This is a genomic window from Flammeovirga pacifica (assembly GCF_000807855.2).
Taxonomy (GTDB): domain Bacteria; phylum Bacteroidota; class Bacteroidia; order Cytophagales; family Flammeovirgaceae; genus Flammeovirga; species Flammeovirga pacifica.
This window is the reverse complement of sequence record NZ_JRYR02000001.1, coordinates 395894-421927: the sequence shown is the minus strand read 5'-3', so window position 1 is coordinate 421927 and position 26034 is coordinate 395894. Positions and strand designations below refer to the sequence as shown.

The following is a 26034-nucleotide window of genomic DNA, read 5'->3' as shown; positions in this document are numbered from 1 at the left end:
ATTATTTCATTTTTGCACCCTGAATTTTCAATGGCTTTTTCTATAAAAATAAAATTCTTAGAAATGCCATTTATTAATTAACCATAAATACTACTTCATTGAACGAAATTATTTACTACATCGGCGTGGTAGGTTCTTTTGCTTTTGCAATCTCTGGTGCCCTAGTGGCCATGAATAAAAAACTAGATCCCTTTGGTATACTGATTGTTGCCTTTGTTACTGCTGTTGGTGGAGGAACATTAAGAGATGTATTAATAGAAGGAAGGAATATTTTTTGGATGGAGGATCCTAGTTATATCTATTTTATATTAGCTGGGGCTGTTTGTGCAATGATCTTCCAAGACAAATTGGACCGGTTCAGAACATCACTATTGTTATTTGACACCATAGGTTTAGCGCTATTTTCAGTGGCAGGTGTTCAAATAGGATTAACGTTTGATTTCCCTTACATCATTTGTATAATATTAGGAGTCATTACAGGTGCATTTGGAGGTGTTTCTAGAGATATTTTAGTAAATGAAATACCAATAATATTTCAAAAAGAAATATATGCTACAATAAGTAGTGTGGGAGCAAGTATTTATATCGTTTTATATCACTTTGGATTTAGTAGACTACTGACTGAAATCATACCGATTTTGACCATCATTTTACTCCGAATTTTTGTTGTATACAAAGAAATAATGCTTCCATCAATTTATAAAAATGATGAAACAGTGGATGAAGAGGAATGGTAACTATATTACTAACTTTAACTCATCAAAATAAGAAATAAAAAAAAGTGCTTCACCTAATTATTGATGAAGCACTTTGTATATCTTGAATATTAATATTTCTAATTTTCCGTCTCAAATTCGGGATTAGGTTGTATACCTCTATTAATCATTAAAGGCCAAACTCCACTAAAAATTAATATAGGTACATATATGTAATAACGTTGTGGTATTTCTATTCCTAATGATAGAACATAATACTTAGCAAAAGCGGCTAAACCTAATAACACAAAAGTTAAAACTACTCCTATTTGAGCAATGGGCATTAATTGTATTGATCCGAATTTTAATGGCTTCATATATATGTGTTTTTTTAATAGTTCTCAGAATAATATATAAATTTTATACGTAAGTTGATCAGTAATGTTTAATAATTAGTGTATTTTCTACTATTAATTACATTCTTGATATAATTATAGTTTAAAACTACTAAAACAAGCTTCCTAGTAGTTTAATTCAATATTTTATTAACTATAGAAAAGAGAAAAAGTTCAAAAATATTCGATTTTTAATTTCTATCTTTAAATGATTAAATTGTTAATGTTTCTTTTACTCAACATAGAACCAAAATAAATCAAATGAGAAAAATAATTACCTATATCGCCATGAGTATTGATGGCAAAATTGCTGATGCCAAAGGAGGGGTCCAATGGTTGGATGAATTCACCCATAATGATGAAAACTATGGTTATGATGAATTCTACAAAAGTATCGACACCACAATTATGGGCAACACCACCTATCAGCATATCAAAAATATGGGTGTAGATTTTCCCTATAAAGGAAAAATAAATTATGTGATCACTAAAAATCGAGATAAGTTAAAAGAAGATCACATTGATTTTATCTCTGAAGATGTTATGGGTACGGTGCGTTCTTTAAAGAATTTTCCATCGGATAAAGATATATGGTTAATTGGTGGTGGCAAGATCAACTCCTTACTACAAGACAATGGGTTAATTGATGAAATGAGACTATTCATCGCTCCAGTAGTATTGGGTAATGGCGTCCCTCTCTTCTCTCCTTTTGGAAAAATCTCCAAATTCAAATTGATATCCAGCAAACAATATGCCTCTGGAATGGTAGAAATGAGGTACAAAAAACTTGAGGTTTAAATTATTATTAATCATGCTAAAAGTTAAAGAAAGCATACTTTAGAAAAATAAGATTCTACATCAATTAATTTTACATTAACTCACTTCTTTTGAGGTGTCCTACTTATCAAGTAAGTAGTAAGTTTTCAGCATTTAATGAGGTGTTAAATAAAATTGTATTTGAAAACGATATGTTCTTTCTCCAAGGTTAGTCCTATTCTCATAGGTACAATAAATCCTTGTTGGGTCGTCTTCATATATTTTTGTTTTTATACGATGTTCACCCACAATCAAAAAACCTGGGGTAAAAGTTTCCACTGTAGACACTTCTTCGTATTCCTTATACTTCCATTCTCCAACAGTAGTATTGGTCAGAAAAAAAATATCTTCGTTTCCTTCAAAATACTTTTTAACCAACGTCTTATCTACAGGTTTTGTATTGTGCCATTTTATCTCACCAATACTACTTGCTTCAATGTAAAAGTTGACATCAACTTTACCGGGACCGTATTCAAGTTGTGTGGAGTAACTACCAGGTTCTAGTGAGTAATTTGTGTGCAATGAAAGGGAATCTACATCCCAATCAGAGGCACTGATGATGTTAGTATGTTGCGATGAAAATGAGTTTATTTCTTTATACTCCTCGCAACTAAATAATAAAATAGGTATTAACAGGAAATATCTCATTGGTAATAATTGGTTTACACGATAACTACCCTTAGTGGTCATTTTGTTCCCATTTTTTTTAATTACACTAAGATTCTTTCAAGGATTATATACTATTCTTGATATAAACAAAAAGGGCACCTTAAAAAGGTACCCTTTGAATGCTTGACCATAACCTGAATTCTTAGAATAACATTCTTTGAACTACTCTGATTATATCAAATTACTTTTATCAAACCATCGATTAAAAGCTCATAAATTGTTTTGCTGAGATGAAATCTGATGATGGATTATCATTTTGATTTCTAACGGCATCATTTGCATTTGTTGGATTCACTGTAAATTCTCTATTTGGATAAGGGAATCTAGCAGGTCTATTACCATTTGTGATACCACCAGTATGCAATTCTATATTTTGTGTACCTACCTTAGAAGCAGTTTGATCTTTTAACGGATCCACATTCATTACCGGTAATGAAATAGATCTATCCTCTCCAGAAATATTTTGCTTCACAAAAGATGGATAGTGTGTTCTATTCCAGATCGCAAATGAGTTGTAACCATTACCAATTTGAGATAACCAGTGCTGATAAACAATTGCCTCTAAAGGATCGCCATTTGATCCTAAGTTACTTGCTACAGTGCTTACATAATTTTGCACCTCATCTTCCCAGTTATATGATGGGTTAGATTGATCTTTGTACAAGTCGATAAACCTTGTTACGTAATCTCCTCCTCCAAAGAACGTAGGATACTTTTTAATTGCTTGTTCAACACCAGTTTTAAAATGTGTCATTTTATCTGCACTTACCCAACCTCTTTGTGCCGCTTCAGCAATCATAAAGTGTGCTTCATCAGAACCGAAAACAATAGTAGGTGATGTGGCATTTAATATAGTAGCAGGACTAACTGCAACTAATTGACCATATTGACCACCTTCGCTAAATTTATAACCTAAGTTATTATAAGAATTACCGAATTCATCAACTTCAGTAATAGTGTAAGCTGAGTATCCAACATTATCACCAACCATATAAATACCACGGTTACCATCAGGACGGTCTCCTTCTTTTGCTCCTCTGTAATGAACATATTTAAACTCATCACCATCTTGATCATTGTAAGCAAATGGATCAAAATTAGAATATTCTGATGTATTGGCAAATGCTGCTGTAGAAGAACCTGAATTGTCGATATGTGAAGCTACCCAGAAGATACGTGGATCTTGAAGTTTCTGCATTGATACCAACGCCTTATCTGAGAAGAACTGATAAGATTGTCCACCTACTCTACCTTCATTGGCTACACCAGAACCATTTGTTGTTTGTCCCCAAGGGCCATCACTTTCATTGTGTTCTAGAATCGCAGACTCTGAAAGAGCAGAGATATATTTACCTGTACCATATGCTTCGGCAAAAACCTCTTGACCTCTAGATTCATTACCTGCTGACATGTAAATACCAATTTTCATCAATAATGAATTACACAACCTCTCCCAGCTATCTGCATTACCACCGTAATAGTAATCCTCTGAGAATAAATTACCCGCTGCTAAATTGGTTCTAGCTTCTAAAAGTTCAGCAATCATTTGCTCAAAAATCTCTTCTTGAGTATCATATTTAGGATATAAAATCCCTTCTGAATAACCTTTTCCTGCTTCTGAGTAAGGGATATCTCCATAAAGTGCTGTAATTCTTAAGAAGTTAATCACTTTAACGATAGCCACCTGAGCTAGCTTACCTGTATTTTCTTCTCCCTCATTATCCATTTTTGCTTGTAAACGAACTCTAATATCTTCGATGTTTTTAGTGATATCACCGAATAATAAAGTCCATGAAGCTTCTGTAAATGAATCACTTCTATTAAAACCCTGTCCTTGAGTATACTGAGGATTTGAAGTTAAACCTGACATTGGTCCTGCCATAATCAAGTTACCTCTATATCCTTCGTGACCGTTAGAGAAGATTTTTGCTTGAATAAAAGTGAATTGATACTTAGGGTCCATATCACCACTTGTATAGTCATTATCGTTCATTTCTTGAAAACGATCTGTACAAGAAGTAAGGGCTACTAAAGCCAATACGAATATATTTATAATAATTTTTTTCATTGGATCTAGATTAGAAGTTAGCATTTAATTTAAAACCGAATGTTCTTGGTAATGGCATGTTGAACATTTCAATACCTTGACCGTTACCAGAAGTAAATGATGCTTCAGGGTCGATATTTGGTGTATTTCTCCATAAGTAACCTAAGTTATTTCCGTAGGCAGTAACCGATAAGTTTCTAAATGGAGTTCTCTCTAACTTTTGTGAAGGAATACGATAAGAAATAGAAACTTCTCTTAGCTTAATGAATGAAGCATTATAAATAAATTGCTCATCAATTAGTGCCATCTGACGGTAATATAATTCCGGATCAACAGATCCAGTAAATGCCTCACCACTTTCAGTAACTAAGTTTCCTGGGTTCCATCCTTGTCCTGAATAAAATTCGTGTCTTCCTTCAATTGTATCCACATGCTTACCATTTGCATACATAGAAGCATTTGTTTGTGAGTAAATCTGACCTCCAAACTTACCATCAATCAATACTGATAATGAGAAGCTCTTATATGAGAATGTGTTTCTCCATCCTGCCATCCAAGGTTGAATAGAATTACCAATTTCTGATACTTCATCAGATACTAATGGAAGACCATTTTCGTCAACAACTACTTGTCCAGCATCGTTTCTTTCGTATGTCTTACCCATGATTACACCATACGCTTGACCTGGGATAGCTTGTACTGATACTGATCCAGAAGTTGGCATCAGTAAGTATGACTCTACTCCATCTGTTAAAGAAACTACTTGGTTTTCGTTGTATGCCGCTGTAACCATCATATCCCAACGGAAATTATCTGTCTGTACAGGAGAATAGTTGATCATTAATTCAACACCCTTGTTTTGAATTTCACCTGCATTAATCAAAGCTTGATTATAACCTGATGCATTAGAAACATCTACTGGAAGAATTTGATCGGTAGCTACTTGATTGTAGTAAGCGATATCAATACCTAATTTGTTATCAAATAATCTTAAGTCTAAACCAAATTCATAAGAATTAGACATAGATGGTTTTAAGTTTTGGTTAGGGATGATTTGACCTTCAATGCCACCCATTGAATAATATCCGCTATTCATTCCGCCACCTTGCATACCATTTACATTATATTGTAAGAACAAGCTATATGGATCTGTATCAGAACCTACTTGTGCCCATGATGCTCTTAACTTACCAAATGATAACCAATCAGGAGTATTCCAATCCATATCTGAGAATACCCACGAAGTAGATACTGATGGATAGAAATAAGAGTTATTATTAATAGGTAATGTAGAAGACCAGTCATTTCTACCTGATACATCAAAGAATAAGTAGCCTTTATAACCAATTGATGCAGTTGCATAAACTGAAGCGATACCTCTTTCATATCTTTGGAAATCTACAAATCTTTCAGAACCAGCACCTGGGTGTTGTTGATCTTCAGAAACGAAGTTTACAGAACCTACATCAGTAGCATCCATCAATTGGTACATGTATGAACCACCACCTGTTGCGTTAAAATCAAAGTTTCCAAACTTCTTGCTATATTGTAATAAGAAATCGAAGTTGTTTTCTGTGTTCAAGTTCGTTCTTTCGAAAGCTCTACCTTGCTCATACAATGGAGTATACAATGGATCTAAAACGTTTTGTCTAAATGAGATAACGTCTGTACCACCACGAGCAACTAAGTTTAAGTTTTCATTAAATTCATAATTCAAACTTAACATACCTAACATACGATCTTGTCTATCTTTGTTCATCACCTCATTCATTGTCCAGTATGGGTTAGAATTAATTTGGTTATGACCAACAGGACGACCGTTTGCATCTTTGTAATTTTTCATCCAATCCATGCTGACAGTATTTGGAATACCCATCAATGCATTTTGGTAGTTGTATACTGAGTTACCCATAGACATCCTGTTGTTGGCTTCCTGATGCGTATAAGTTACTCTTGAATCTAATGTCAACTTATCGTTGATCATTTTAGTAGATCCTCTTAAGTTAAATGTATGTCTATCAAAAGTTGAATTTTCTACGTTACCACTGTTACTCATATTTGAATATGAGAAACGAACATTAGAAGTTTCATTACCGCCCGTTAATGCAATACTATTATTGAATGTTACACCGTTTTTGTAAAACTGATCATAAATATCATAGTGTTGAACTGTTCTTTCAACGCCATCATAATATTTATCAGTAGTCATACCTGGCGTTAATCTCGGACCCCACATTCTGTTACCTTCAGATGATTTTGGATCTGTAGGGAAGGCTCCTTGAGTACCGTGTGCATATTGATTTTGCATGGTTGGCGTAATTCCTACTACATCGAAGTTAACTCCTGTAGAGAAATCAATACCTAAACCTTTTCTTTTTTCACCTGATTTTGTTGTTATCAAAATCACACCGTTAATGGCTCTAGTACCATACAATGCTGTTGCTGCAGGTCCTTTCAATACTGACATCGATTCGATATCGTCAGGGTTAATAGAAGAAAGACCATCACCAGTATCAATACCACCATTATCGTGGTCACTGGCATTATCGAAATTTGAATTACTCATTGGCACTCCATCCACTACATATAGTGGTTGGTTAGAACCAGAAAGCACTGCATTACCACGAATGGTCACGTTAGATGAAGATGCAGGTCCTGAAACTGGAGTAATTTGTACACCTGCTACTTTACCGTTTAATGAGTTCATTAAATTGGCAGATGAGTTTTCGCCAAGATCATCTGATTTTACTTCAGAAACGGCATAACCAAGAGATCTTTCTTCTCTTTTAATACCTAAGGCTGTAACAACAACCTCTTCTAATTCTTCAGCATCTGGCTCTAATGCTACTTTTACATTAGATGAATTTGCAATGTTAAACTCTGTAGTTTGATAACCGATAAAAGAAAATACCAAAGTATTTTGGCCTTCTTCTACTTGTACTGCAAAGTTACCATCAAGGTCGGTTACCGCCCCTTGTGATGTTCCTTTAATTAAAATGTTTACACCCGGAAGTCCAGATTTATCACTGGCATCTGTTACAGTACCTGTGATTGTTCTTTCTTGAGCATAGGTAGCCCCTGCTGAAAACAAGATAAAACTTGTCAGCATCAAGAAAATTCTATTCATGATTGGTTTGATTAGTATAGTAATGTTCAATAATCGGCTTGTGGCCTCATTTCCTTTTTATTGGTCTAATTTTGATTACTGAAAAGAGCAATTTCTAAAAAAGCTCTGAGTTAATGTAGTGATGATTTTCAGTAATGATAAAAGTTAGATCTCTAAGATTAGTTTATATTATAGTGCTCAATTTATAGCAATAAATTTCTGTGAGCACTCTCATTTAAATAGTTATGGTTTTCTCATATAAAAATTGTTTTTAGTTGGTTTAATATGCCTCTCTTATTAATAAGTGTTTTTAGTACATCACAAACGTAACAACACGCACAAACACGCGCAATCAAATTGTATTTTTTAATAGTATTTATTGTTATATAACATAAAACACGTTAAATCATGCAGTGTTTTTTAATAAACAAGCATAAACAGGCAGGGATTCGATAAAAAGCAAAGAAAAAGAAGCGAGAAGTTTAGAATTTTAATTGGGGAAATTTTTTATTGTAACTAATAAGTAATAGGTAAGAACTTGGGAGGGGGAATTAGAAGTTAGGAGATAGGAATTAGGAATTAGGAGTTGGAACTTGGGGCTAAGGAGAGTTTTTATGGTAACTAATAAGTAATAGGTAAGAACTTGAAGATGGGAATTAGAAATTAGGAGATAGGAATTAGGAGTTGGAACTTGGGGGCTAAGGAGAGTTTTTATGGTAACTAATAAGTAATAGGTAAAAACTTGGGGGTGGGAATTAGAAATTAGGAGATAGGAATTAGGAGTTGGAACTTGGAGCGAAGGAGAGTTTTTATTGTAACTAATAAGTAATAGGTAAGAACTTGAGAGTGGGAATTAGAAGTTAAGAGATAGGAATTAGGGGTTGGGGATTGGGGGATAAGGAGAGTTTTTATTGTAACTAATAAGTAATAAGTAAGAACTTGGGGATGGAAATTAGAAGTTAGGAGATAGGAATTAGGAGTTTGGATTTGGGGCTAAGGTGAGTTTTTATCGTAACTAATAAGTAATAGGTAAGAACTTGGGGGTGGGAATTAGAAATTAGGAGATAGGTATTAGGAGTTGGGATTTGGGGACTAAGGAGAGTTTTTATCGTAACTAATAAGTAATAAGTAAGAACTTGAGATGGGAATTAGAAGTTAGGAGATAGGAATTAGGAGTTGGAACTTGGGGCTAAGGAGAGCTTTTATTGTAACTAATAAGTAATAGGTAAGAACTTGAGGATGGAAATTAGAAGTTAGGAGATAGGAATTAGGAGTTTGGATTTGGGGCTAAGGAGAGTTTTTATGGTAACTAATAAGTAATAACTTGAGATGGGAATTAGAAGTTAGGAGATAGGAATTAGGAGTTGGGGATGAAAGGGAGTGTACCACAAACTGTGTAAACTTCTAGTTTCTAATTCCTCACTCCTCACTCCTCACTCCTAATTAATATCTCCTCTTATTTAAACAAACCTGATCTCCCAATATTATTTATTAGTTATTACCTATCATCTGCATCTTAATATTATTTTCTTCTTTTTTTTTGAATACAAAAAATTCTTCTATATTTGCAATCCCTTCATAAATGAAGGAATGGTCACCCATACGGGGTCGACTGGTTTTGACAGGTTGTTATTTTGCAAGTATAAGCATGCAGGCTCATGGGATGAGAGCCTTAAAAGATAGTTCCAAAATTCAGTTGGCAATTCTTTTGCTATGGCTGCCTAGTCTCCCTTAGGGTTGTAGACACATGGGCTTAAATGGAAGTGACCTAACGGCGTTTCCGAGCTACATCGTCCTCCGCCTTGATCTTTGGGCAGAGATTTGACGGTGCCGAAATCATAGATCTAGTCTGATATCTACTGTGGGTTGATGATGAAGCTTAAGCAGATAAGGATATATCTTGGTTGTTTCCGGCGGGGTATATTTCGAAAATTTAAGTGAAACTAAGCATGTAGAAGGCTTGACAGAGTACTTCTCTGGACGAGGGTTCGACTCCCTCCGACTCCACTAAAAACCGCGTTTACAGTAATGTAAGGGCGGTTTTTTTTGTTTAAGAGGGATAACATTGGGGATAACATTTATTTGACCAGCTTCACTACCTTTCCAATTTCATACTTCAATTGTATTTTGAAGTATACTTCAACTCATCTTATTCTTATCGGTTGAATCTTTCTTGTAAGCAAGATTAAACTCAAAAGCATCCGATCTCAGCTATTTATCTTCAAATTTAGAACTGAGCACTTTAAATAACCAATTGAGATTGCATTTGAAAAGTACAATTTAAACGAAAGTAGAACCTGCGTTTTAAGCTTGTTTCACGGATGTAATAACGTAATCATAACGGAAGCAACACGGAGGCAAAACCAGTAAAAAGTGCGTTTTTACGGGTGTTTTACGAATGTCATACGGAAACAATCAATAAACATACTTAGATTTATTAAAATAGTACAAAAATACAACACTCGTAATATATTTAATACCATTGTAGGCTGAACATATTTTATAATTCTTCAATTCTTTCACCAACGCCACTAATATTCAAGTATGCAATTGCTCTTGTCATAGCTACATAGAGTAAAGATTTTTGATTTGCGATCATTTTCTTTTGCTTAGAAATGTCCCAATCATTGAATCTATAAGGCTTATAAGGATAAGTTCCTTTTGAAATTTTAGTAATAAAAACTGCTTTAAACTCTAATCCTTTCATGTTATGGAAGGTAGAAATATTGACACCTTCTTTATCTCCGGTATTATTACCAAGCTCAAAATAAGGAATACTTTCTTTATGAAGAGCTTTTCTTAAATCCTTTAGGTCGTCATTTTTGTATGCAGAAATACAAATTTCTTTATAATCTAATTCTCCATTTTTTATACTCTCAATAATTTGTGAAGTAATTTCTTTATGTTCTTCTTCTGGAGTTTTAAATACTTTATAAGTTGGTTTAGTTCCTTTAATTAAAGAAACATAACCATTCTTCTTTTCTTCTTCGCCTTCAAAATTATCAAAAGTAACTCCCTTAATACAGCTCACAGCCATTCTTCGAATCTCTTCAGTTGTTCTGTAATTTACCTTTAACCTTTTTGATCTATTACCTCGAATATTTATTCCACATTTAGAGAAATTTAGTGCTTTCCCATATATATTTTGAAGAGGGTCTCCTACTAAGAATAAATCATTACATTCCTCCTTCACAATACTCCTTAGAAAGCGAAGTTCTGCATTTGAAAAATCTTGTATTTCATCAGCTAATACATGATCAAATGGTTTTATTTCAGTTGAAGAATAATGATTTGCTAACTTATTCATCACTTCTTCTTTTAAGAAATAACCTTCTTTAGTGGAATATTGTTGATAGGCAGCAATGACTTCCCAAACATCTTTTCTCTCTTTTCTATTTAGGCGATTTTGTCGTCCTGTTCTAGGTGTTCTAAAATAGGTTTTATCGTCCTGTACATTATTCCATAATACCACATCTAAATACTCTGAAGCAAGAAAATCAGCATCATATTTTGATAAATTTTGTTCCAATACTTCCTCCCACAATTTTTTATAATCATCACTATTATTATAAATGATTTTTGCATCTGATGGTATAATTCCTTCACCTCTTGCTATATCAGAAGCAACACTATCAATATTTTCAATTCTAAGTTGAGAAGGTTGTATCCCTAATGTCTTAATATCTTTCTTTAAGTTTGCTGTTAAGCTTCTTGTGTAGGTTGTAAATAGAATTCTTGACTGAGAAGACTTATTCAATAAATACTTTGCTCTATGCATAGCAGCTACCGTTTTACCTGTTCCTGCTCCTCCTGTTACTTTAATTGGGCCTTTATAATCAGAAGTGACTAGCTTACGTTGGGATGGGTGTAAAAACACTTTCCATTTCTTAAAATCTTCAGACAGAATTTCATCTAAATTATCTTCCGCTGTGATTTGCATAAAGAAACGTTGGTTATTTGCAGAGTGATCATCTTCACCAACATCTACAGTTTGCATTCCTTCTTGCACTTGCTCAATTAGCAATTCAATATCTCCTCCATCAAATAATGTAAAGATATTTTCAAATACATCTTCAGGAAGGTGAGACTGCATTTTCTCCAAATCATCAAGGTCATTAATTTGATGAACACTTGGAATCAATATTTCTGGTACTCCTATTTTCAATAACTGTTCTTGTGAATAAGATTCCATAAAATTAGAAGTATCTTCCACTTTGAGAGTACTATCATTCGTATTCTTAGGTAAAGACTCACTAACCTCATTCGTTTCATATACTTGATAAGCATTAGTGTGCTCATTCCATTGAAACATCTTATTTGCAGCCCAACGATATGCTTTATCATGATGATCTATCCATAGTAAATGAAAGATATCACCTCTATCGGGCTGATGTACAATAGCTCGATACGTTTGATCAACTCTAACAGATCTTAGATTTTTATCTTTTAAATTTTTAATATGTTCGAAATGAAGAGACTCTCCTTTTGGGTTGGTCCTAAATTTTTCAATAAATGTCTTCGTTGCTTTCTGAACTTGTTTGGGTAACTCTATAAATGAATCCCAAAATTTATCGTATAAAAATAATTTCATGTTCTTCTTATATTTTCCATGATTGAAACCATGGACTAATGATACTTTAATTAATTTAGAAGATTGATAGTTTCTTCAATAGTTTCAGTAATTGTATACCCTTGATTTCTCATTATTTCTTCATCTCCTTCAAAAGGTAATAGAGCAATTTTTATTGGAGATGTAATTACTATTTCAGCACCACATAAAACAGCTCCATTATCATCTTCAAACTCATACCCTTCTTCCATTACTGTTATGTTATTACTAAGGCAAAACTTAATAAGTTTATGATACTCTTCTGAGTAATCTTCAATAATTGACTCATCCAAGATATCTTCTTTAACCGTTTCGATTCGTTCAATTAAACAATCATACATTGGCTGGAATGTATTGTAATATTGCCAAAACAGCTCCCAGTTTTCTTTACCTATATTAATTACCTTATCATCAACTATATCAATATAAGATTTTGTATTCTTCTTAGGTAAACCTATTGACAACCTTAATTCTACATCATCAATACCTGTATCTATATTTGTAATTAGAAAAGGTTGACTAGTAGATTCTGACTTTAATTCATTCCTATCTTTTCCTAAAAGATATTCAGTTACTTCAGCTTCAGTAAAAATCTGATTTTGGACAAACGGAGTAAATCCCATAAATACATTGGTAACTTCTTTTTTAATAAATTCTCTTTCAGGGTTCGATAGATGAAATAAGAATCGTTCAATTGAATTCTTTTTGGTGACTAGCCCATTGGGTGAAGTAAACTGATCTTTTACTTTCTTAGATAGTTTATTTAATGAAGAAAGATGCTCATTGAAAAAAGCATCTGTAAGACTATCTTTAAACAAGTCAAGGTCTTTCCAAGTAAAGGAGTATACTTGAAAATAATTAGAAGTTGATCTTAAAATTGCATCTCTTTTCTGAATATCCTTATGAAAAATATTATTAGAATCTGATGCATGATATTGATAGCCATCAGTGAAAATATTGATTTTAGGAAAGTTAATTAATTCCTCTTGTTTGTTGACTCCATCTTCAAGGTATTGAATACATCTAAATTGGAAGTCAGGCTTACTTGATACTTTAACTCCATCAGTATGACTCAGACTAACTTGTGGATCAATTGCCCAAGTAAATTCTTTATTATTGTCCTTAACAGTTAACTCATATCTAAAGCCACTATCTCTTTTTGTATGAAAGTCCCACCCTTCTTTTTTCTTCTCATCAGATAAAGCAAATTCTTTCAATAATGAAATAAAACGCTTTTCCATTTCAGATTCTTCAATTTGACCTGAATCTTGTATTTTGGATAAGCCATCCTTCAATTGATCCCAGTCATTAATAGATGACATTAATCGGCCAAATAAAGTCTCTGCATTTTTTCTGCTAAGCTGATCTTGCTCATATTGATTACTATAAGTATAAACGCAATGGTAGCAACCATCTTTTCCATTATTCTGGCAATTACATGTTTTAATTGCTTTATAAGCTTCTCTTAAAACTTCAGAGAATACTTTTGTTTGGAAAAGTTTTCCTAAATATCCTGTTCCTCCGGGAATGGTATCAAATAGAACTAAAAACTGTCCCATCCTTCCAACTTTCTGATCATATTCTTGATAATCTTGTAAGAATAAATGGGAAGGATTTCCTCCATAATAGTTTTGAATACCTCTCAATAATCCTGATTTAAAAAGTGCTATTTGTTCAAGGGTCTCAAAATCTTGTACTGGAAGCATTATTTTTATTGCTTCTGTATTCATTCTTCTGTACAAAAACACCTCTTCAAATAACTCATCTACCTCTCCTTTATAAGGCTTCTTTTTCTCAGAACACCAACCGTAATGATAATCAATCGCTTCTTTATTGCCAGGCTTGGAATCATGCTTCGTTGTAGGAGTTGATTTTCCACACTTTTTACATGTTATGAAGCCGCAAGTTGGAATTTCTTTTTCATTTATTTTTACAGATCTACCTTTATCGTTTAAATTCATAGGTAAACCCGAATTAACTGTTGTAATCTCTACATCTTCAAATAGCTCTATACCAAAAGGAATTTTCTTTAATGCAAAAGCTCCTCTCGAACTATCTTCTTTAAATTTAAAATGGGTTGTTAATGCAAATAATGCATTACTTCTATCATCTGAAGAATCATCTAGTCGAGTATCTTTTTCCCAATTTATAGACCTTGAACGTTCTAATCTTAGGAATTTATGAGTATTTGTTACGGATGCAAAAGATTCATCTCCACACTTAGGACAAGCCTCATTTTTTGCATTATATGTTTCTTCTATATGGTCACACTTCGAGCAGAAACGCATATCTACAGCCTCTTCTTTCCAACTTAAAACATTCAGTCCAGTGATTTTTAATTTATGACCTTGAGTATAGAATACATTACCTGGAGCAAGTTCTTTTATGGCACTACTTGCAGGTCTTACCAACTCAATATTTTCGGGAGGTAAAGGTTTTACCTCATTACTTTTTTGTTTAAATGTAATATTGGCATTAAGATTCACACCCGTTTCTGGGAATGCGTAATTGGGAAGTAACCCTACATTGGTCATGTATTCGATAACAGACCTTTCATTAATTTCCTTTATAGTCCTTCTGATATTAGAAATCTCCCTTGAAAGTTCTTCATATTCGGAATCTGTTTTGGCTAACTTTCTACTTTTAATATCGTCGATTATATCATCTTTCTTTTTGTTAAGTTGATTAATCTCCTCTCTAACATTATTAAAATGTAATTCAATTTGCTTAGAGAGGTAGCTACTATCACCACCAATAACATGTTTTTCAAGAGAATTAAATGCTGAAATAATTTCTTCGCCACTTACGTTACTTTGGTAAGTACTTCTAAAAGTATTTATTAAGTCATTTTCATTTTCCGCAATAAAATTAATTAGTTTTCTGCCGAAAAAGATCGAACTCTTTACATCAAGAGTATAGAGTTTTAAAACTCTCATCTTGCTAGGAATTCTTGCTTCCTCTCCCTTTTTATTAACCCATGTATCAATACAGTAGGCAAGAAAATGTCGTTTTAATATATCTTTTGCTTCAAGATAACATCCAGGTGTACCTACTTCACCTGCCATCATACTCATAGGCTCTTCATAATAATATTTATCATGAGCTTTCCTACCTGCAAAATTTAAGATGAGTGCACTACCTGTCTTTCTTCCTGCACGACCTACTCTTTGTAAGAAATTGGCTGGAAGAGGGGGAACAGAACTGTTCATCGTTACATTCAGATCTCCAATATCAATACCCATTTCAAGAGTAGATGTGGCTATTAAAGTATTAATAGAGTTAAAAAACGGACGCTGTTTAAATGAATATTCAACTTGTTCCCTTTTAGATCGCTCTAATAAACCAGTATGTTCAGCGGCATATATCCTAGGTGATCTTTTTCTATTGTATACTTTCTGATAATAACCTTCTTGAACTTCATCTTGAGCTATATAATGACCCGTACATCTATATTTCAAACAGGATGTATTATCAAAAACTGCATCCTCTTCTTCTCCGAGTTTTATTTCATGCCCACACTTATCACATTCATAATTTTGAACTTGATTTGTGATTTTGATTTCTGAAGGCTTTATAGCATAATTTAAAATAGACCCATCAGCTTCTTTAACATCTAAAAGATCAATCTCTGTCAATACTTCGAAAAACTTTAAATAGAAATCATTGATAGCATCTACATTATCAGTAAAGACAGCATATCTAGAGGAAATACTTTTTCTAAAATGAGTATGAAACCAATTGGCAGTACTTCCTTTTGTTATTGGGCTATCATAAACATCAAACTTTTTAGATGGACTAATCAGCTTTGGAATTCTACTACTTGGCCCGAAGTTTTTATTCATAAAGTGCCTATCATCCCTAGCCCAATTCAAATTAAAAGTATCACTTTTTGTAGTTCTAAACTTTTGTAAGAACGAATGATCTACTGCACCTTTTTGACGCATTCGATGAAGAATACCAAGAGAGAATAATAAAAAGTGTTCCTGTTCAAGTAACTCCATTCTATTTTCAATCAACCAAGGCTTCATTACTTGAAAAGCAGTAATTAACTTATCTATGTCAAAGTATGTAGCTGATGATTGTGTCTTCTCTAACGTTCTACCTATGGTTGCATTATACCCAAACTCACTACAAATTTCCCAGTCAACCCTTTGATCATATTCTTTGATGAAAGAGTAATCAAACTTTTCTTCTTTCAGCTTAAAATCTCTAACAGCAAAATCACCTATTTTATCCGATGGAAAGAACTTGTACAGATAAGCTTCAATAGGTGTTTTATCATCCGCATTCTTTTTCCAATACTCTTTAAAGGAATCAGATAAAGATTTTATATTTATCTCTTCCCCTTGTTCATCTAAATCATTGATTACCTTTTGGAGGGCTGATCTGAATGTAAATCGGAAGTTTCTTGCCTCTACAAACCCTGCAAGGTGAGCTGCATCTTGAACTCCATTCGCAAAAGAAAGCATCTTACGATCTCTTTCTTTATTTTTATCTAAATCAGATGATAAAATCTGTGCTGTAGATATAGAAGATAATGTACTTACTCTTGTTCCGATAGTTGCAATGGTATCTTTTGCATTACAGCAAGGACATCTATTTTCAAATTTTTCTTTATTATTTAGCTTCTGATAAGCATAGATTTCTATGTTATCATCTGCTTTTTTCCTTTCTTGTTTTAAGGTATGCACATTTAAAAAGTAACCTCTGGTATCAGTAGGATTATACTCTTCTGTACATGGTTCTGTTCCTACAAGCCAAACTTCTTTATCTTTTCTAAAAAATTTATTGTTTACAACTGATGGACTTGCATTAAAAGCATCTTTAGTATCAGGCTTTGTCATCAACCACCCTGAATGTCCACAATCTCTACAAAAGAATGATACCGATGGATGTAATTTCCGACCTTCTTCATCTTCTTCTTTAAAATTTTCTCTCCAGATAAATTTTGAATTACCATCTACTATTCTACCAATTCCTGATAATTCTCTAATCCATAATTGACCTTGAATAGCAAGTAAAGGGAAACGGAAATCTTTATCTGCTTTTGCTTCTGCAATAAGAGCAAGTAATGATAAAACAACTCCTTCTTTTGGTGAAAATTTCGCAAAGTTATCATAGAAAGGTAGAGATGAAAAATCCAAATTCCTTCTATCTAATTCAGTCACCAATGTATCTACCGTTCTTATACCTTTATTACATATTGCTGCAATATCTTTTACTATCTGAAACTTTAGAAGCTCTTGTCCTAACTTCTGAGGATTAACTCTTGGTTTTATACCCCAAAGTCGTTTCTGCCTAAGGATATAAGTGTCATACGTTTCATCAGAAGCCAGTAATGTATCTTTTAAACTTGCAGTTGGTAAACCTTGTTTTAATTCCTTATCACCGAAAAATTCTTCCTCATTATATCTATCTTCACCTACAATACTATCTTCTGAAAAAGTTTCACCAAAGATTTTGGTAGCATATTCTGCCAATAACTGCTTTGAATTTTCACCAGAACCAATTGTTGCTGATGTGCCAACAGGACATAATTGCCCCTGAGGTAAATTCAACTTTAACTTTAATCTTCTGATTAAGTTAGCTACATCTGACCCTTGTGCTCCATCATAAGTATGTAATTCATCTAAAGCTATGAATCTAAGTAAGTCTGGTGTTTCAAAATTAGGTTTCCAAATGGAAGCAAAATCTTCACGCATCAAAGCAAAGTCCAACATTTTAAAGTTGGTCAGTAATATATCTGGAGGACTCGTTAAAATTGTCTTACGATCCTCAATTACTTTTACATTACTCATCTCCTTGGGAAGATTATCTTTCTTTCCTCCAGTGCCTATAAATAAACCTACGCGTATCTTACCCTTTGTTAAAGGGTTCTTGTATATCTCTTCTGCAAAACGTTGTGCCTGATCTGTCGCCAATGCATTCATTGGATACATTACAATCGCTTTTATGCCAAAAGTATCTCTTCTCTTATAGCAGTAATCTAATAAAGGAAATAAGAAGGACTCTGTTTTACCAGAACCTGTACCCGTAGTTAAAACAGTGGGTTTTGGAACATTATCCTCCTCTGTTGTTAATCGACAAAAAGATTCATATTGATGTTTAAAAGGAGGAAAACTAGGCTTAATATCTAAAGGTATTTCTGCATCAAACTCTTTCCTGTAGGGTAAACGTAAAGAGATATAAGGTCCTTTTATCAGTCCTTCTTCTTTATCTTCTATTAATTTTAAAAAAGCCTCCCTCAATTTTCTATCAGAAAAATTAAAAGTGGCTTTTAGGTATTCTATAATGGAGGTTTTAACTTCTTCTGCTTGATGAAAGACGAGCATGATAGTTTGATTAAGTTGATGTTTTTTTAGTGTTACGAATATATAAAAAAATAGGTGAATTCACCTTATCAATAGTTCTTGATTTCAATAGTTAAATTTGCACTCAATTGACATTGAGTAACTCTTCAATCAATTATTTACTAACAAACCTTTTGTCCAACATTCTTGTCCTTCAAATACAGTTATAGTAAATTGACCATCCCTTAATGCGTGAAATTTTGATTTCGCAATCCCTTCATGAGCTTCAATCATCTGTCTCCCTCCATTCTCTTTATGATAATCATCAAGTGACCAATTTGTGCTATTAGAAAAACCCCAAGAAGCTCCCGTATCACCCTTACATAGAGATTTTGGTCCAGTAATTTCAACCGATAATGTTTTACCTTTTGGTACAATTGCAGAAACTGATAATGGGTCACTTTTTTTTACTGTTCGAATACTGTTACACAAAATATTTTTACCATTAAAATCAATTTTAGGGTATTCATAATTAATTTGTAAAGAAGACTGATCATTACTATTCTTTAGATTTTCTAGCTCTTCTTTTAAAGTTAAATTTTTTGTGTTTAAGTTTTCAATTGTACTTGATTTTGTATTCAGTTGATTTTTGAAAATAAAATAAGCAACACCCCAAGTAGTTGTTGCTATAAAAATGCAAATAGGTATAACCTCTTTATAATTCTCTTTTAGAAAATCGTAATATTCCATATTTCTGCCTATTTATATCTTTACTTGATGTTTTATAATAATTTTATTCTTTATCAAAAACAAAATCTTCATTAATCATTTCAGTGACATTAACAGTAGGTAGAACAAAGTCTCTGTAAGGTTGTTCTGATACCTTGGTGTGCATAATCCCTCTTGTTGTTCCTACCACTAATGTGAGTAGATGTTGTAATAAGTTTACTGGAAAAATATATTGCTCTTTTTGTTCAATTTGATTTTCCCATGCTTTAGGCTCGATTTCAAAAAAACCTGTTACTTTAAGAATAAGAAAAGGTTGTTGTTCTTGTAAAAGTGTTAATTTATAAGTGAAAGCAACCGCTTTATCATCGGCATTAAAACCAAAATCGTATCCATTTTCTACCCCTAAGGTCTCGTTACTTTCATCAAAATTCCCTTCTATGGTAGCAAATTCATCTGTTTCAATTTTTGCAAACCGAAAGGGTATATTTCTATTCTCCATTGTTCTTTATGATGCTTGAAAATCAAATGCTTTTTGAGAGAGATCACTAAAAGTAGTTTGTGACCTTTTCCTTACACTAAAACCTGATTTTGAATATTTTTTTGAAGGAGTAAATGCTACTGTTGTAAATACTACTTCTTTATTATTTGATACTTTTTCCATTTTAGGTATTTCTAATAGCTTCTCGTCTAAAGCGGCCATTAACTTTGAAATACTTCTAAAAGTGAAATTATGAGACCCCGTAAGCCATTTGCTTACTTCTGATTCTCTTTTGCCTAAAGCTTTGGCTAAATCCTTTTGGGTCCAACCTTTTTTCTCCAAAACCTCATGGATAAGGTTGATTAAACCTAATGACAGTTCCACAAAGATTTCATTCTCTTTGGGCATGTCTGACATTAATTCTTGAAGGTATTTACTTGGCATATCTGTTTTACTTTATAGTTCTATAGTTTCAGAGCATTCTAAATCTTTTCCATCGATTTGGATATCTCTTGATAGAATTAATTGATCAATACTATTTGCAGCTCTATTCGCAAAATTAAAATGTGGTGCCACATTGGGACAATCTTGTGCTTTTTCTGCTGTTTTATTCCCACCATTAAATAAGATAACTACTTCTTCTGTTACTCTTAGACAATACAAACGTAATGGTATTTCTGCATCTGAAACATTTAAAATGGTTGAAAATAGCGATGTTGGAGGTGGTAATCCATGGGCAGATTGTTCATGTCTAAAAAAACGATCCAGTGCCCCATATTCTTCTCCAATAATTTCGATACTTTTAAAAAGTTCTTGAATATTTGAACGGTACTCGGTATCCATAAAACTCCCAATAAATTGGTCTGTCTCTGAATCACCAATTGGTTCTCCTTCTTCATCTACTTCTTGTAAAGTATAGTAGGTTACATTTTCATACGTTTGAAATTCATTAATAGTATAATATCCCACTTTTAATAACTTATCTGAATTCAAAATAATTCACTTTTAAGTGAATTTCCAAAAAAATAGCGTTAAAATTGATAAACACAAATCGTTTCTTCACACTAAATGTCTATCGATTTCAACTATAAATCAAACAATAAACACCCAGCACCAGCCCACGATTTCAATCGTGGGCCAACGATCATTTTACTTAAACACCCCCTCAAAATACCCCCAAGCCACTTCATAATCCTTCAACCTGTCACACTTCTCAAAAGGAGCATAATACACCACTTCCTCCCCTTTATACATTTCTGATTTCTCAATGGTATGCGTGACGGTTCCTTCTTGTTGGTCTTTGACGGCTTCCCATTCTTTACGGTCCATGCCGACGCCTGTGAGGCCTTTGCTACAGGTGAAGATGATTTTGCCGTTTTGGTCGTACCATGTGTCGTCTTCGTTTTGTTGGAGGACGGGGAATTGTACGTTGTAGATGAGTTGTAATTCTTCTAGAGTGAGGCCTAATGCCATGGCGGTGATGACGTCTATTTCTACTAATGCCCAACGTCTTGCATAGTAAGTACGTAATGGTGTCGCCCACTCCCATGTTTGTTTTAAGTTGGTGAAGTTTGGTAAGCGGTGGTCTGTTTTACTCCATTGCATGCTGTTCAATGTGGGATCGTAGTTGCGTTCCCATAGGTCGGCGTAGGGTTTGGTGAGGCTGTTGAGGAGGAGGGTGCGAAGGGCTAGGTGGGGATAGAATTTTTTATCTATTCCTAAAGGAAATGATCTTAATCTATTATCAGTTAAATTACCTGCCCCTATTGTTTTAACAAAGAAATCAAATAAGCTTGAAGCTGTTATTCCTGATAATTCAATTATATTTTTCTCATCTTTAAAAATTATTGAAATTGCTCCAAAAATATGTGATACTTTAGGTGGAATAATAGCTGGCTGTAATGTTCTTTCACCTGCAATTGAAAGCATTTTACTAAAACATACTTTATACTCATCAATCCACTCCTTCCCATTCTCCAAGCCTTTAATTCTACTTCTAAATTGTCTTAGGTCTTCGGCAGGAACGTAGTTGGTTCTTGGTACGAAATCTTCTGGGGTAGATTCTAGGTTTAGGGTGTCGTAATCTGAATTAAGTTTACAAACTTCATATGGTGTTTTGTAGAATGGAGTTGCTACAAAGAAATGTGGGCCACTATAAATTAATTCACATTCTTGGAGATTAGGGAATTTTGTTTCTCTTTTTATCCATCCTTTATCTTGTGCATTGGTTTCATGCCAACCTTCAGAAACAACAAAAGGAACATCTTCTACTTTCCCTTCAAACTTGGATAACTTCTCTAAAACATTAATGATCTGTTTAGAGTGAATAGAAACTAATTTAGCTTGTTTACCATTTGATGAATTTTCAAAAGTTTGAGCTAAAATATTTAATTGTTTTTCTGTGAATTGAATAATTCTGTCTTTGTGAGGTTTTACATTCCAAGACATTTTACCTGTTTGATCATCTTTAACCTTAAACCCTTCACATATTCCATTACCTGAATGAACAAAAGATGCATCAATTGTGCTAGGGTGAAATAAATTATTGATTGATTCAAAATCAATTTGATTATCTAATTTCCCTTTATATACATGTGATCCAAATATCATATGATGATCAACCTCTGCAAAAAGAGATAATTCATTTTTATATTGGAAATGATACTTCAATCTCTGGTAAATCTCCTCACGCATTTTTCCTCCTTTAGGATCATCATATGTTCCTTCGGGATGCACCAAACCTGCAAAACCTTGTTGTGCCAATAATCCAAAAGCATTTTCTAAAATACATTTGTATAAGTTGGTTTGTTGCCCTTTTAATAATGGGAAGTTTTGTAAAGCATTTAAAAAGGCTGAACCTCCGAGATACTCATACAATTCTTCATCAAAAAGACCTGCTAAATGAGGATCTTCAGCTAAGAGTCCTTCTTTTAATTTTCTTACTTGTGGAGCAGATACTTTACGAATTAATACTTCTGGATTCTTTTCAGAAATCACTCCTTTTTCTTCAAATTCTAATTTCACCCAAGGCGGATTCCCCACAATCACATCAAAACCACCTCTATCTTGGAATACTTCTACAAACTCCAATTGAGGGTGGAAATAATGGTAGCGTTGCGCCATTTCGGCAATGCGTTCTTGTCGGAGCGAAGAGTGTTCCTGTCCTATGGTCAGCTGTCCTGCTTTGAGCTTTTTGGCTTGGTCGAGGACCTGTTTTTCGAAATCGCGTTGGGAGGCTTTCGATCTTAGCCCACGATTGAAGTCATGGGCTGTTGATATGTCGTCCGTCATTAGCCCATGATTTAAATCATGGGTTAGAGAAAGAATCGCTTCAATATCGGTGAGCCATTGTGTACGGGTCGGGAGGTCTTCAATATCTTTGAGATCCCAATACCATAAAGCACACCAATAGTCCATTACCCTTTTAATTTTGTGGTAAGGAGAATTGCTCAGGTCACGCGTTTGTATGAGGCGTTCTTTCTGTTCGTAGTCGGTGGTATCCAACGCCATTTGTTCTTCATGACTTTCACGCATTCCCCAAATCTTTTCGGTAGAAGCCGTTAGTCTATTGATAGCTTTTTGTTGTTCCGACCATTCCACCAATAAGGCATCAATTTTGGCAGAGATACGTTCTAAGCGTTGGCGTTCATCGGCTCTAGCAGGAAGCAACCATTCCAAACGCATCTCTTTGGCTTTTTTACTCGCTTCAGGAAAACGTTTCGACAATTCTTTATGATCTGCAGCTGCCAACATGCCCTTATCTGCCAAAAGGAAATGATACACCTCTCCTGTTTTACGGTTGATTGTACCTTCACCTTTTAAGAAAGAAAGTTTACGGGGTGCTTTGGCCCACCATTCTTTTTTCTCCCATTTTTTACCTGTATTGCCCACAGGTATAAATTCAATATCGTCTTTTTTATAAGCACGCAACCAAGCCCCTACAGTGGCATTACCTGCCCCTAATCGATACCCAAAGAAAGGCGGTTCCATGCCCTTATGAATTACATTGAGCCATAACGACAGTTTCCCCAATTCAACGGCAGTAGGGTTTAAATCCATGCCATACACATTGTTGGTGGCAATATAGGCTTTCACCTTTTGGAGTTCATCTTGGTAGTTGCCCGGAGGTACTTTCCAATTTTTATCATCATTGGCTCTCTTCTCCTTCTGCCTTGTTTCCAAATACACTTCTGCCAATTGATTGATCACTTCGTTATGGAAAGCCGCTGCACCCATAGCAGGCTCAAGCACTTTCATTTCTAGTAAATCTTTGGCACGAATCTCCCCTTGTTCCAATCGTTCTAAAATAGGCTTTAGGGTATATTTTACAGTGGTTTGGGTCAAGACTTCCGGTGTATAAAAAGAAGCCGATTTTTGTCGGTCACGCCCACTCAAACGGTACAAGAATGTACCCTGTAAAATTCTTTTGTCCTCTCCGTTTTCCTCTTGGTAGATTTCCGTTTCCTTAAACTCGTCCCTACGGCTACGAGGCACTAAGAAAGAACCATCTTCACGCACTACTTTCTCCGAAGTCTCTTTGGCTTTCTTGGCTCTGTGTACCTCTATCATTTCTTCTTCTGCAAAGAAACCTCTAAAGGCCAATAAGCTCTCGTACACACTACCCAACTGGTTTACACCCAAGTTGGCATAAGAAATTCTACCTCTCTGCTTTCCTTTCTGCTTCTGAGAAAGAGATAATTGCTGTATGATCTCTTGCCATACATAATTACGGAAACGAACGCCTTCTAATACTTTAAAATGCCCGTCATCAAACATTGGGCTATCCAACGGTTTCATAGAGAAACTACGGTTGTTGCCCGTTTTATTAATAGCATCTTCTTTGCGGTAACCTCCTTTTAATAAAGCAAAAAGTTGTGCAATAGAATCGTGGAAGAAGTAGCCGTTACGGTGAGCATCGGTATTTAAGGGCGTTTGCTCCAAATCGCGCAGCATATCTAAAGAATACCCTTTCTTGTAGACTTCATCGTCCATAGGGAGGATGCCTAACTCTGGGCGAGATTCTGCAAAGAAAATAAACAACAAACGATAGACTACGGTAAGGCAATCGTTTTTGAGGTCGTCTGCATTTAATGACACGTTGGTATTCCCATCATCAGCCCACGAATTTATTCGTGGTGACCCATGATATGCATCTACATCTTGTGACCCATGATTGAAATCATGGGCTGATGATGTGTTTTTTGAGAGATAATATACGGCTTCATTGGCAAGACCTTCTACGGCTTTTATTACGCCTTCTTTTAGGTCTTTTGTTACTGCATAAGCACTTTTATGGGATTCTTCATCCAATTGATCCATCAGAATAACGTCTGCATCGGGAGCCAATTTCTCTTTGGAAATCATGAAGTACAACAGGGCATAATACCCTTTATTGTTAGTCGCTTCATCAAAAAGCATTTCCAAATCGAACTGTAAATAGCTTCCTCTGCCCCATTTGTCATCACGCATTAAAAACACCTGATTTCCTGCCAAGAGCAATACATATTGAGGGCGTTCTTTTTGATCCAACAAAAACAACTCTCCTATGGCTTGGTTTATAATGGCAGGTGAAATATCAATATCTTCGGGAACAGTAAATACATTTTCCCATTGGCTTGCAGTATATCGTTGTGAACGCTGATTAAACTCCAACTTCACTTGGTCGTTTACTGGGTCTTCGTCCACGTATTTTTGCTCGAAAAGCCCTTTAGGAGGCACATCACCTTCTTGCACCATCGCTTGCATTTCCATCACAAACAAATGTGGATGATCTGCTCTGTACAACTTATGCCTTACAGGAATACCTTGATCATCGTTCAATAAAAATAATTCGTTGTAATCTTTAGGTTCAGCTTCATACCCCAATGCTTTCAATAGCTTGGTATGAAACGTGTGCGTGGCATTAATCTTATCTTTTGGTCGGCGTAAACCGATGTACTCTTTCTTAAAGTTAAAGTAATCTTCTTTTAAGCGACCTACCTTTTTTTGTAACTCTTTAAGGTCTTCTTCTGCATACCCTGATTTTGCTTTTACTTTACTGATCAGGTTATCATCAAAATAGTTGGAGGTGAAGAAATCTCCGTGATTGTGAATGAATTTTAGCATAATGTATTTTTTCTCCATCATACGCCCACGATTGAAATCATGGGTTGTTGATGGGATGTTTATTTCTTTTACTTCACCCATGAATGAATTCATGG

Annotated in this window: 13 protein-coding genes and 1 other RNA gene; 3 read left to right on the top strand and 11 right to left on the bottom strand. The window is 34.4% G+C overall.

All coding sequences use genetic code 11. From position 1 onward, the window contains the following. Window positions 1-98 precede the first annotated feature (98 nt). Window positions 99-737: a trimeric intracellular cation channel family protein gene (locus NH26_RS01625; RefSeq protein ID WP_199880222.1), complete on the top strand. Its 639-nt coding sequence runs from the start codon at window positions 99-101 to the stop codon at window positions 735-737. Between the two features lie 98 nt (window positions 738-835). On the opposite strand, the gene NH26_RS01620 is transcribed toward NH26_RS01625, so the two are convergent. Then, window positions 836-1072 carry a hypothetical protein gene (locus tag NH26_RS01620; RefSeq protein ID WP_044226855.1) on the bottom strand — a complete coding sequence of 79 codons (237 nt, stop codon included), beginning with the start codon at window positions 1070-1072 and terminating at the stop codon, window positions 836-838. 279 nt (window positions 1073-1351) lie between these two features. Between NH26_RS01620 and NH26_RS01615 the strand changes: the two genes are divergently transcribed. Next, window positions 1352-1888 carry a dihydrofolate reductase family protein gene (locus tag NH26_RS01615; protein WP_044226859.1) on the top strand — a complete coding sequence of 179 codons (537 nt, stop codon included), beginning with the start codon at window positions 1352-1354 and terminating at the stop codon, window positions 1886-1888. Window positions 1889-2020: 132 nt separating this feature from the next. Here NH26_RS01615 and NH26_RS01610 read toward each other — a convergent pair whose 3' ends face one another. From NH26_RS01610 to NH26_RS01600, 3 genes are all read right to left on the bottom strand, one after another. Further along, the gene (locus NH26_RS01610) at window positions 2021-2554 is read right to left on the bottom strand and encodes a hypothetical protein (RefSeq protein WP_139262794.1); all 534 of its coding nucleotides are present in this window, start codon (window positions 2552-2554) and stop codon (window positions 2021-2023) included. 223 nt (window positions 2555-2777) lie between these two features. After that, entirely contained in the window at window positions 2778-4643 is a 1866-nt protein-coding gene (locus NH26_RS01605) for a SusD/RagB family nutrient-binding outer membrane lipoprotein (protein WP_158021860.1), read from the bottom strand. A gap of 10 nt (window positions 4644-4653) precedes the next feature. Beyond that, complete coding sequence (locus NH26_RS01600; protein WP_044226866.1) at window positions 4654-7749, bottom strand: SusC/RagA family TonB-linked outer membrane protein; 3096 nt, start codon at window positions 7747-7749, stop codon at window positions 4654-4656. A gap of 1583 nt (window positions 7750-9332) precedes the next feature. Between NH26_RS01600 and ssrA the strand changes: the two genes are divergently transcribed. Then, window positions 9333-9738, top strand: a transfer-messenger RNA (tmRNA) gene (ssrA, locus tag NH26_RS01595). Between the two features lie 490 nt (window positions 9739-10228). Here the strand turns inward: ssrA and NH26_RS01590 are convergent. The 7 genes from NH26_RS01590 to NH26_RS01560 form a co-directional block, all read right to left on the bottom strand. Then, window positions 10229-12319, bottom strand: coding sequence for a UvrD-helicase domain-containing protein (locus NH26_RS01590; RefSeq protein ID WP_044226869.1), 2091 nt, complete (start codon window positions 12317-12319; stop codon window positions 10229-10231). Between the two features lie 50 nt (window positions 12320-12369). Continuing rightward, on the bottom strand, window positions 12370-18669 hold the full coding sequence (locus NH26_RS01585; protein WP_052432200.1) for a DEAD/DEAH box helicase: 6300 nt from the start codon (window positions 18667-18669) through the stop codon (window positions 12370-12372). A 129-nt stretch (window positions 18670-18798) separates the two neighbouring features. Further along, window positions 18799-19377 (bottom strand): hypothetical protein, encoded by a 579-nt coding sequence (locus NH26_RS01580; protein WP_044226873.1) that lies wholly within the window; start codon window positions 19375-19377, stop codon window positions 18799-18801. A 43-nt stretch (window positions 19378-19420) separates the two neighbouring features. Beyond that, a complete protein-coding gene (locus tag NH26_RS01575) occupies window positions 19421-19855 on the bottom strand; it encodes a hypothetical protein (RefSeq protein WP_044226876.1) in 435 nt (144 codons plus the stop codon). Between the two features lie 6 nt (window positions 19856-19861). After that, on the bottom strand, window positions 19862-20278 hold the full coding sequence (locus NH26_RS01570) for a helix-turn-helix domain-containing protein (protein WP_071397051.1): 417 nt from the start codon (window positions 20276-20278) through the stop codon (window positions 19862-19864). A 12-nt stretch (window positions 20279-20290) separates the two neighbouring features. Continuing rightward, window positions 20291-20827 carry a hypothetical protein gene (locus NH26_RS01565; protein WP_044226878.1) on the bottom strand — a complete coding sequence of 179 codons (537 nt, stop codon included), beginning with the start codon at window positions 20825-20827 and terminating at the stop codon, window positions 20291-20293. A 156-nt stretch (window positions 20828-20983) separates the two neighbouring features. Next, window positions 20984-26032: an Eco57I restriction-modification methylase domain-containing protein gene (locus tag NH26_RS01560; RefSeq protein WP_199880221.1), complete on the bottom strand. Its 5049-nt coding sequence runs from the start codon at window positions 26030-26032 to the stop codon at window positions 20984-20986. Between the last annotated feature and the right edge of the window lie 2 nt (window positions 26033-26034).

Coding starts and splice junctions, on each gene's coding strand:
- NH26_RS01620 (WP_044226855.1), bottom strand. CDS start 1,072: ATGAAGCCATTAAAATTCGGATCAATACAATTAATGCCCATTGCTCAA.
- NH26_RS01615 (WP_044226859.1), top strand. CDS start 1,352: ATGAGAAAAATAATTACCTATATCGCCATGAGTATTGATGGCAAAATT.
- NH26_RS01610 (WP_139262794.1), bottom strand. CDS start 2,554: ATGAGATATTTCCTGTTAATACCTATTTTATTATTTAGTTGCGAGGAG.
- NH26_RS01605 (WP_158021860.1), bottom strand. CDS start 4,643: ATGAAAAAAATTATTATAAATATATTCGTATTGGCTTTAGTAGCCCTT.
- NH26_RS01600 (WP_044226866.1), bottom strand. CDS start 7,749: ATGAATAGAATTTTCTTGATGCTGACAAGTTTTATCTTGTTTTCAGCA.
- NH26_RS01590 (WP_044226869.1), bottom strand. CDS start 12,319: ATGAAATTATTTTTATACGATAAATTTTGGGATTCATTTATAGAGTTA.
- NH26_RS01585 (WP_052432200.1), bottom strand. CDS start 18,669: ATGCTCGTCTTTCATCAAGCAGAAGAAGTTAAAACCTCCATTATAGAA.
- NH26_RS01580 (WP_044226873.1), bottom strand. CDS start 19,377: ATGGAATATTACGATTTTCTAAAAGAGAATTATAAAGAGGTTATACCT.
- NH26_RS01575 (WP_044226876.1), bottom strand. CDS start 19,855: ATGGAGAATAGAAATATACCCTTTCGGTTTGCAAAAATTGAAACAGAT.
- NH26_RS01570 (WP_071397051.1), bottom strand. CDS start 20,278: ATGCCAAGTAAATACCTTCAAGAATTAATGTCAGACATGCCCAAAGAG.
- NH26_RS01560 (WP_199880221.1), bottom strand. CDS start 26,032: ATGAATTCATTCATGGGTGAAGTAAAAGAAATAAACATCCCATCAACA.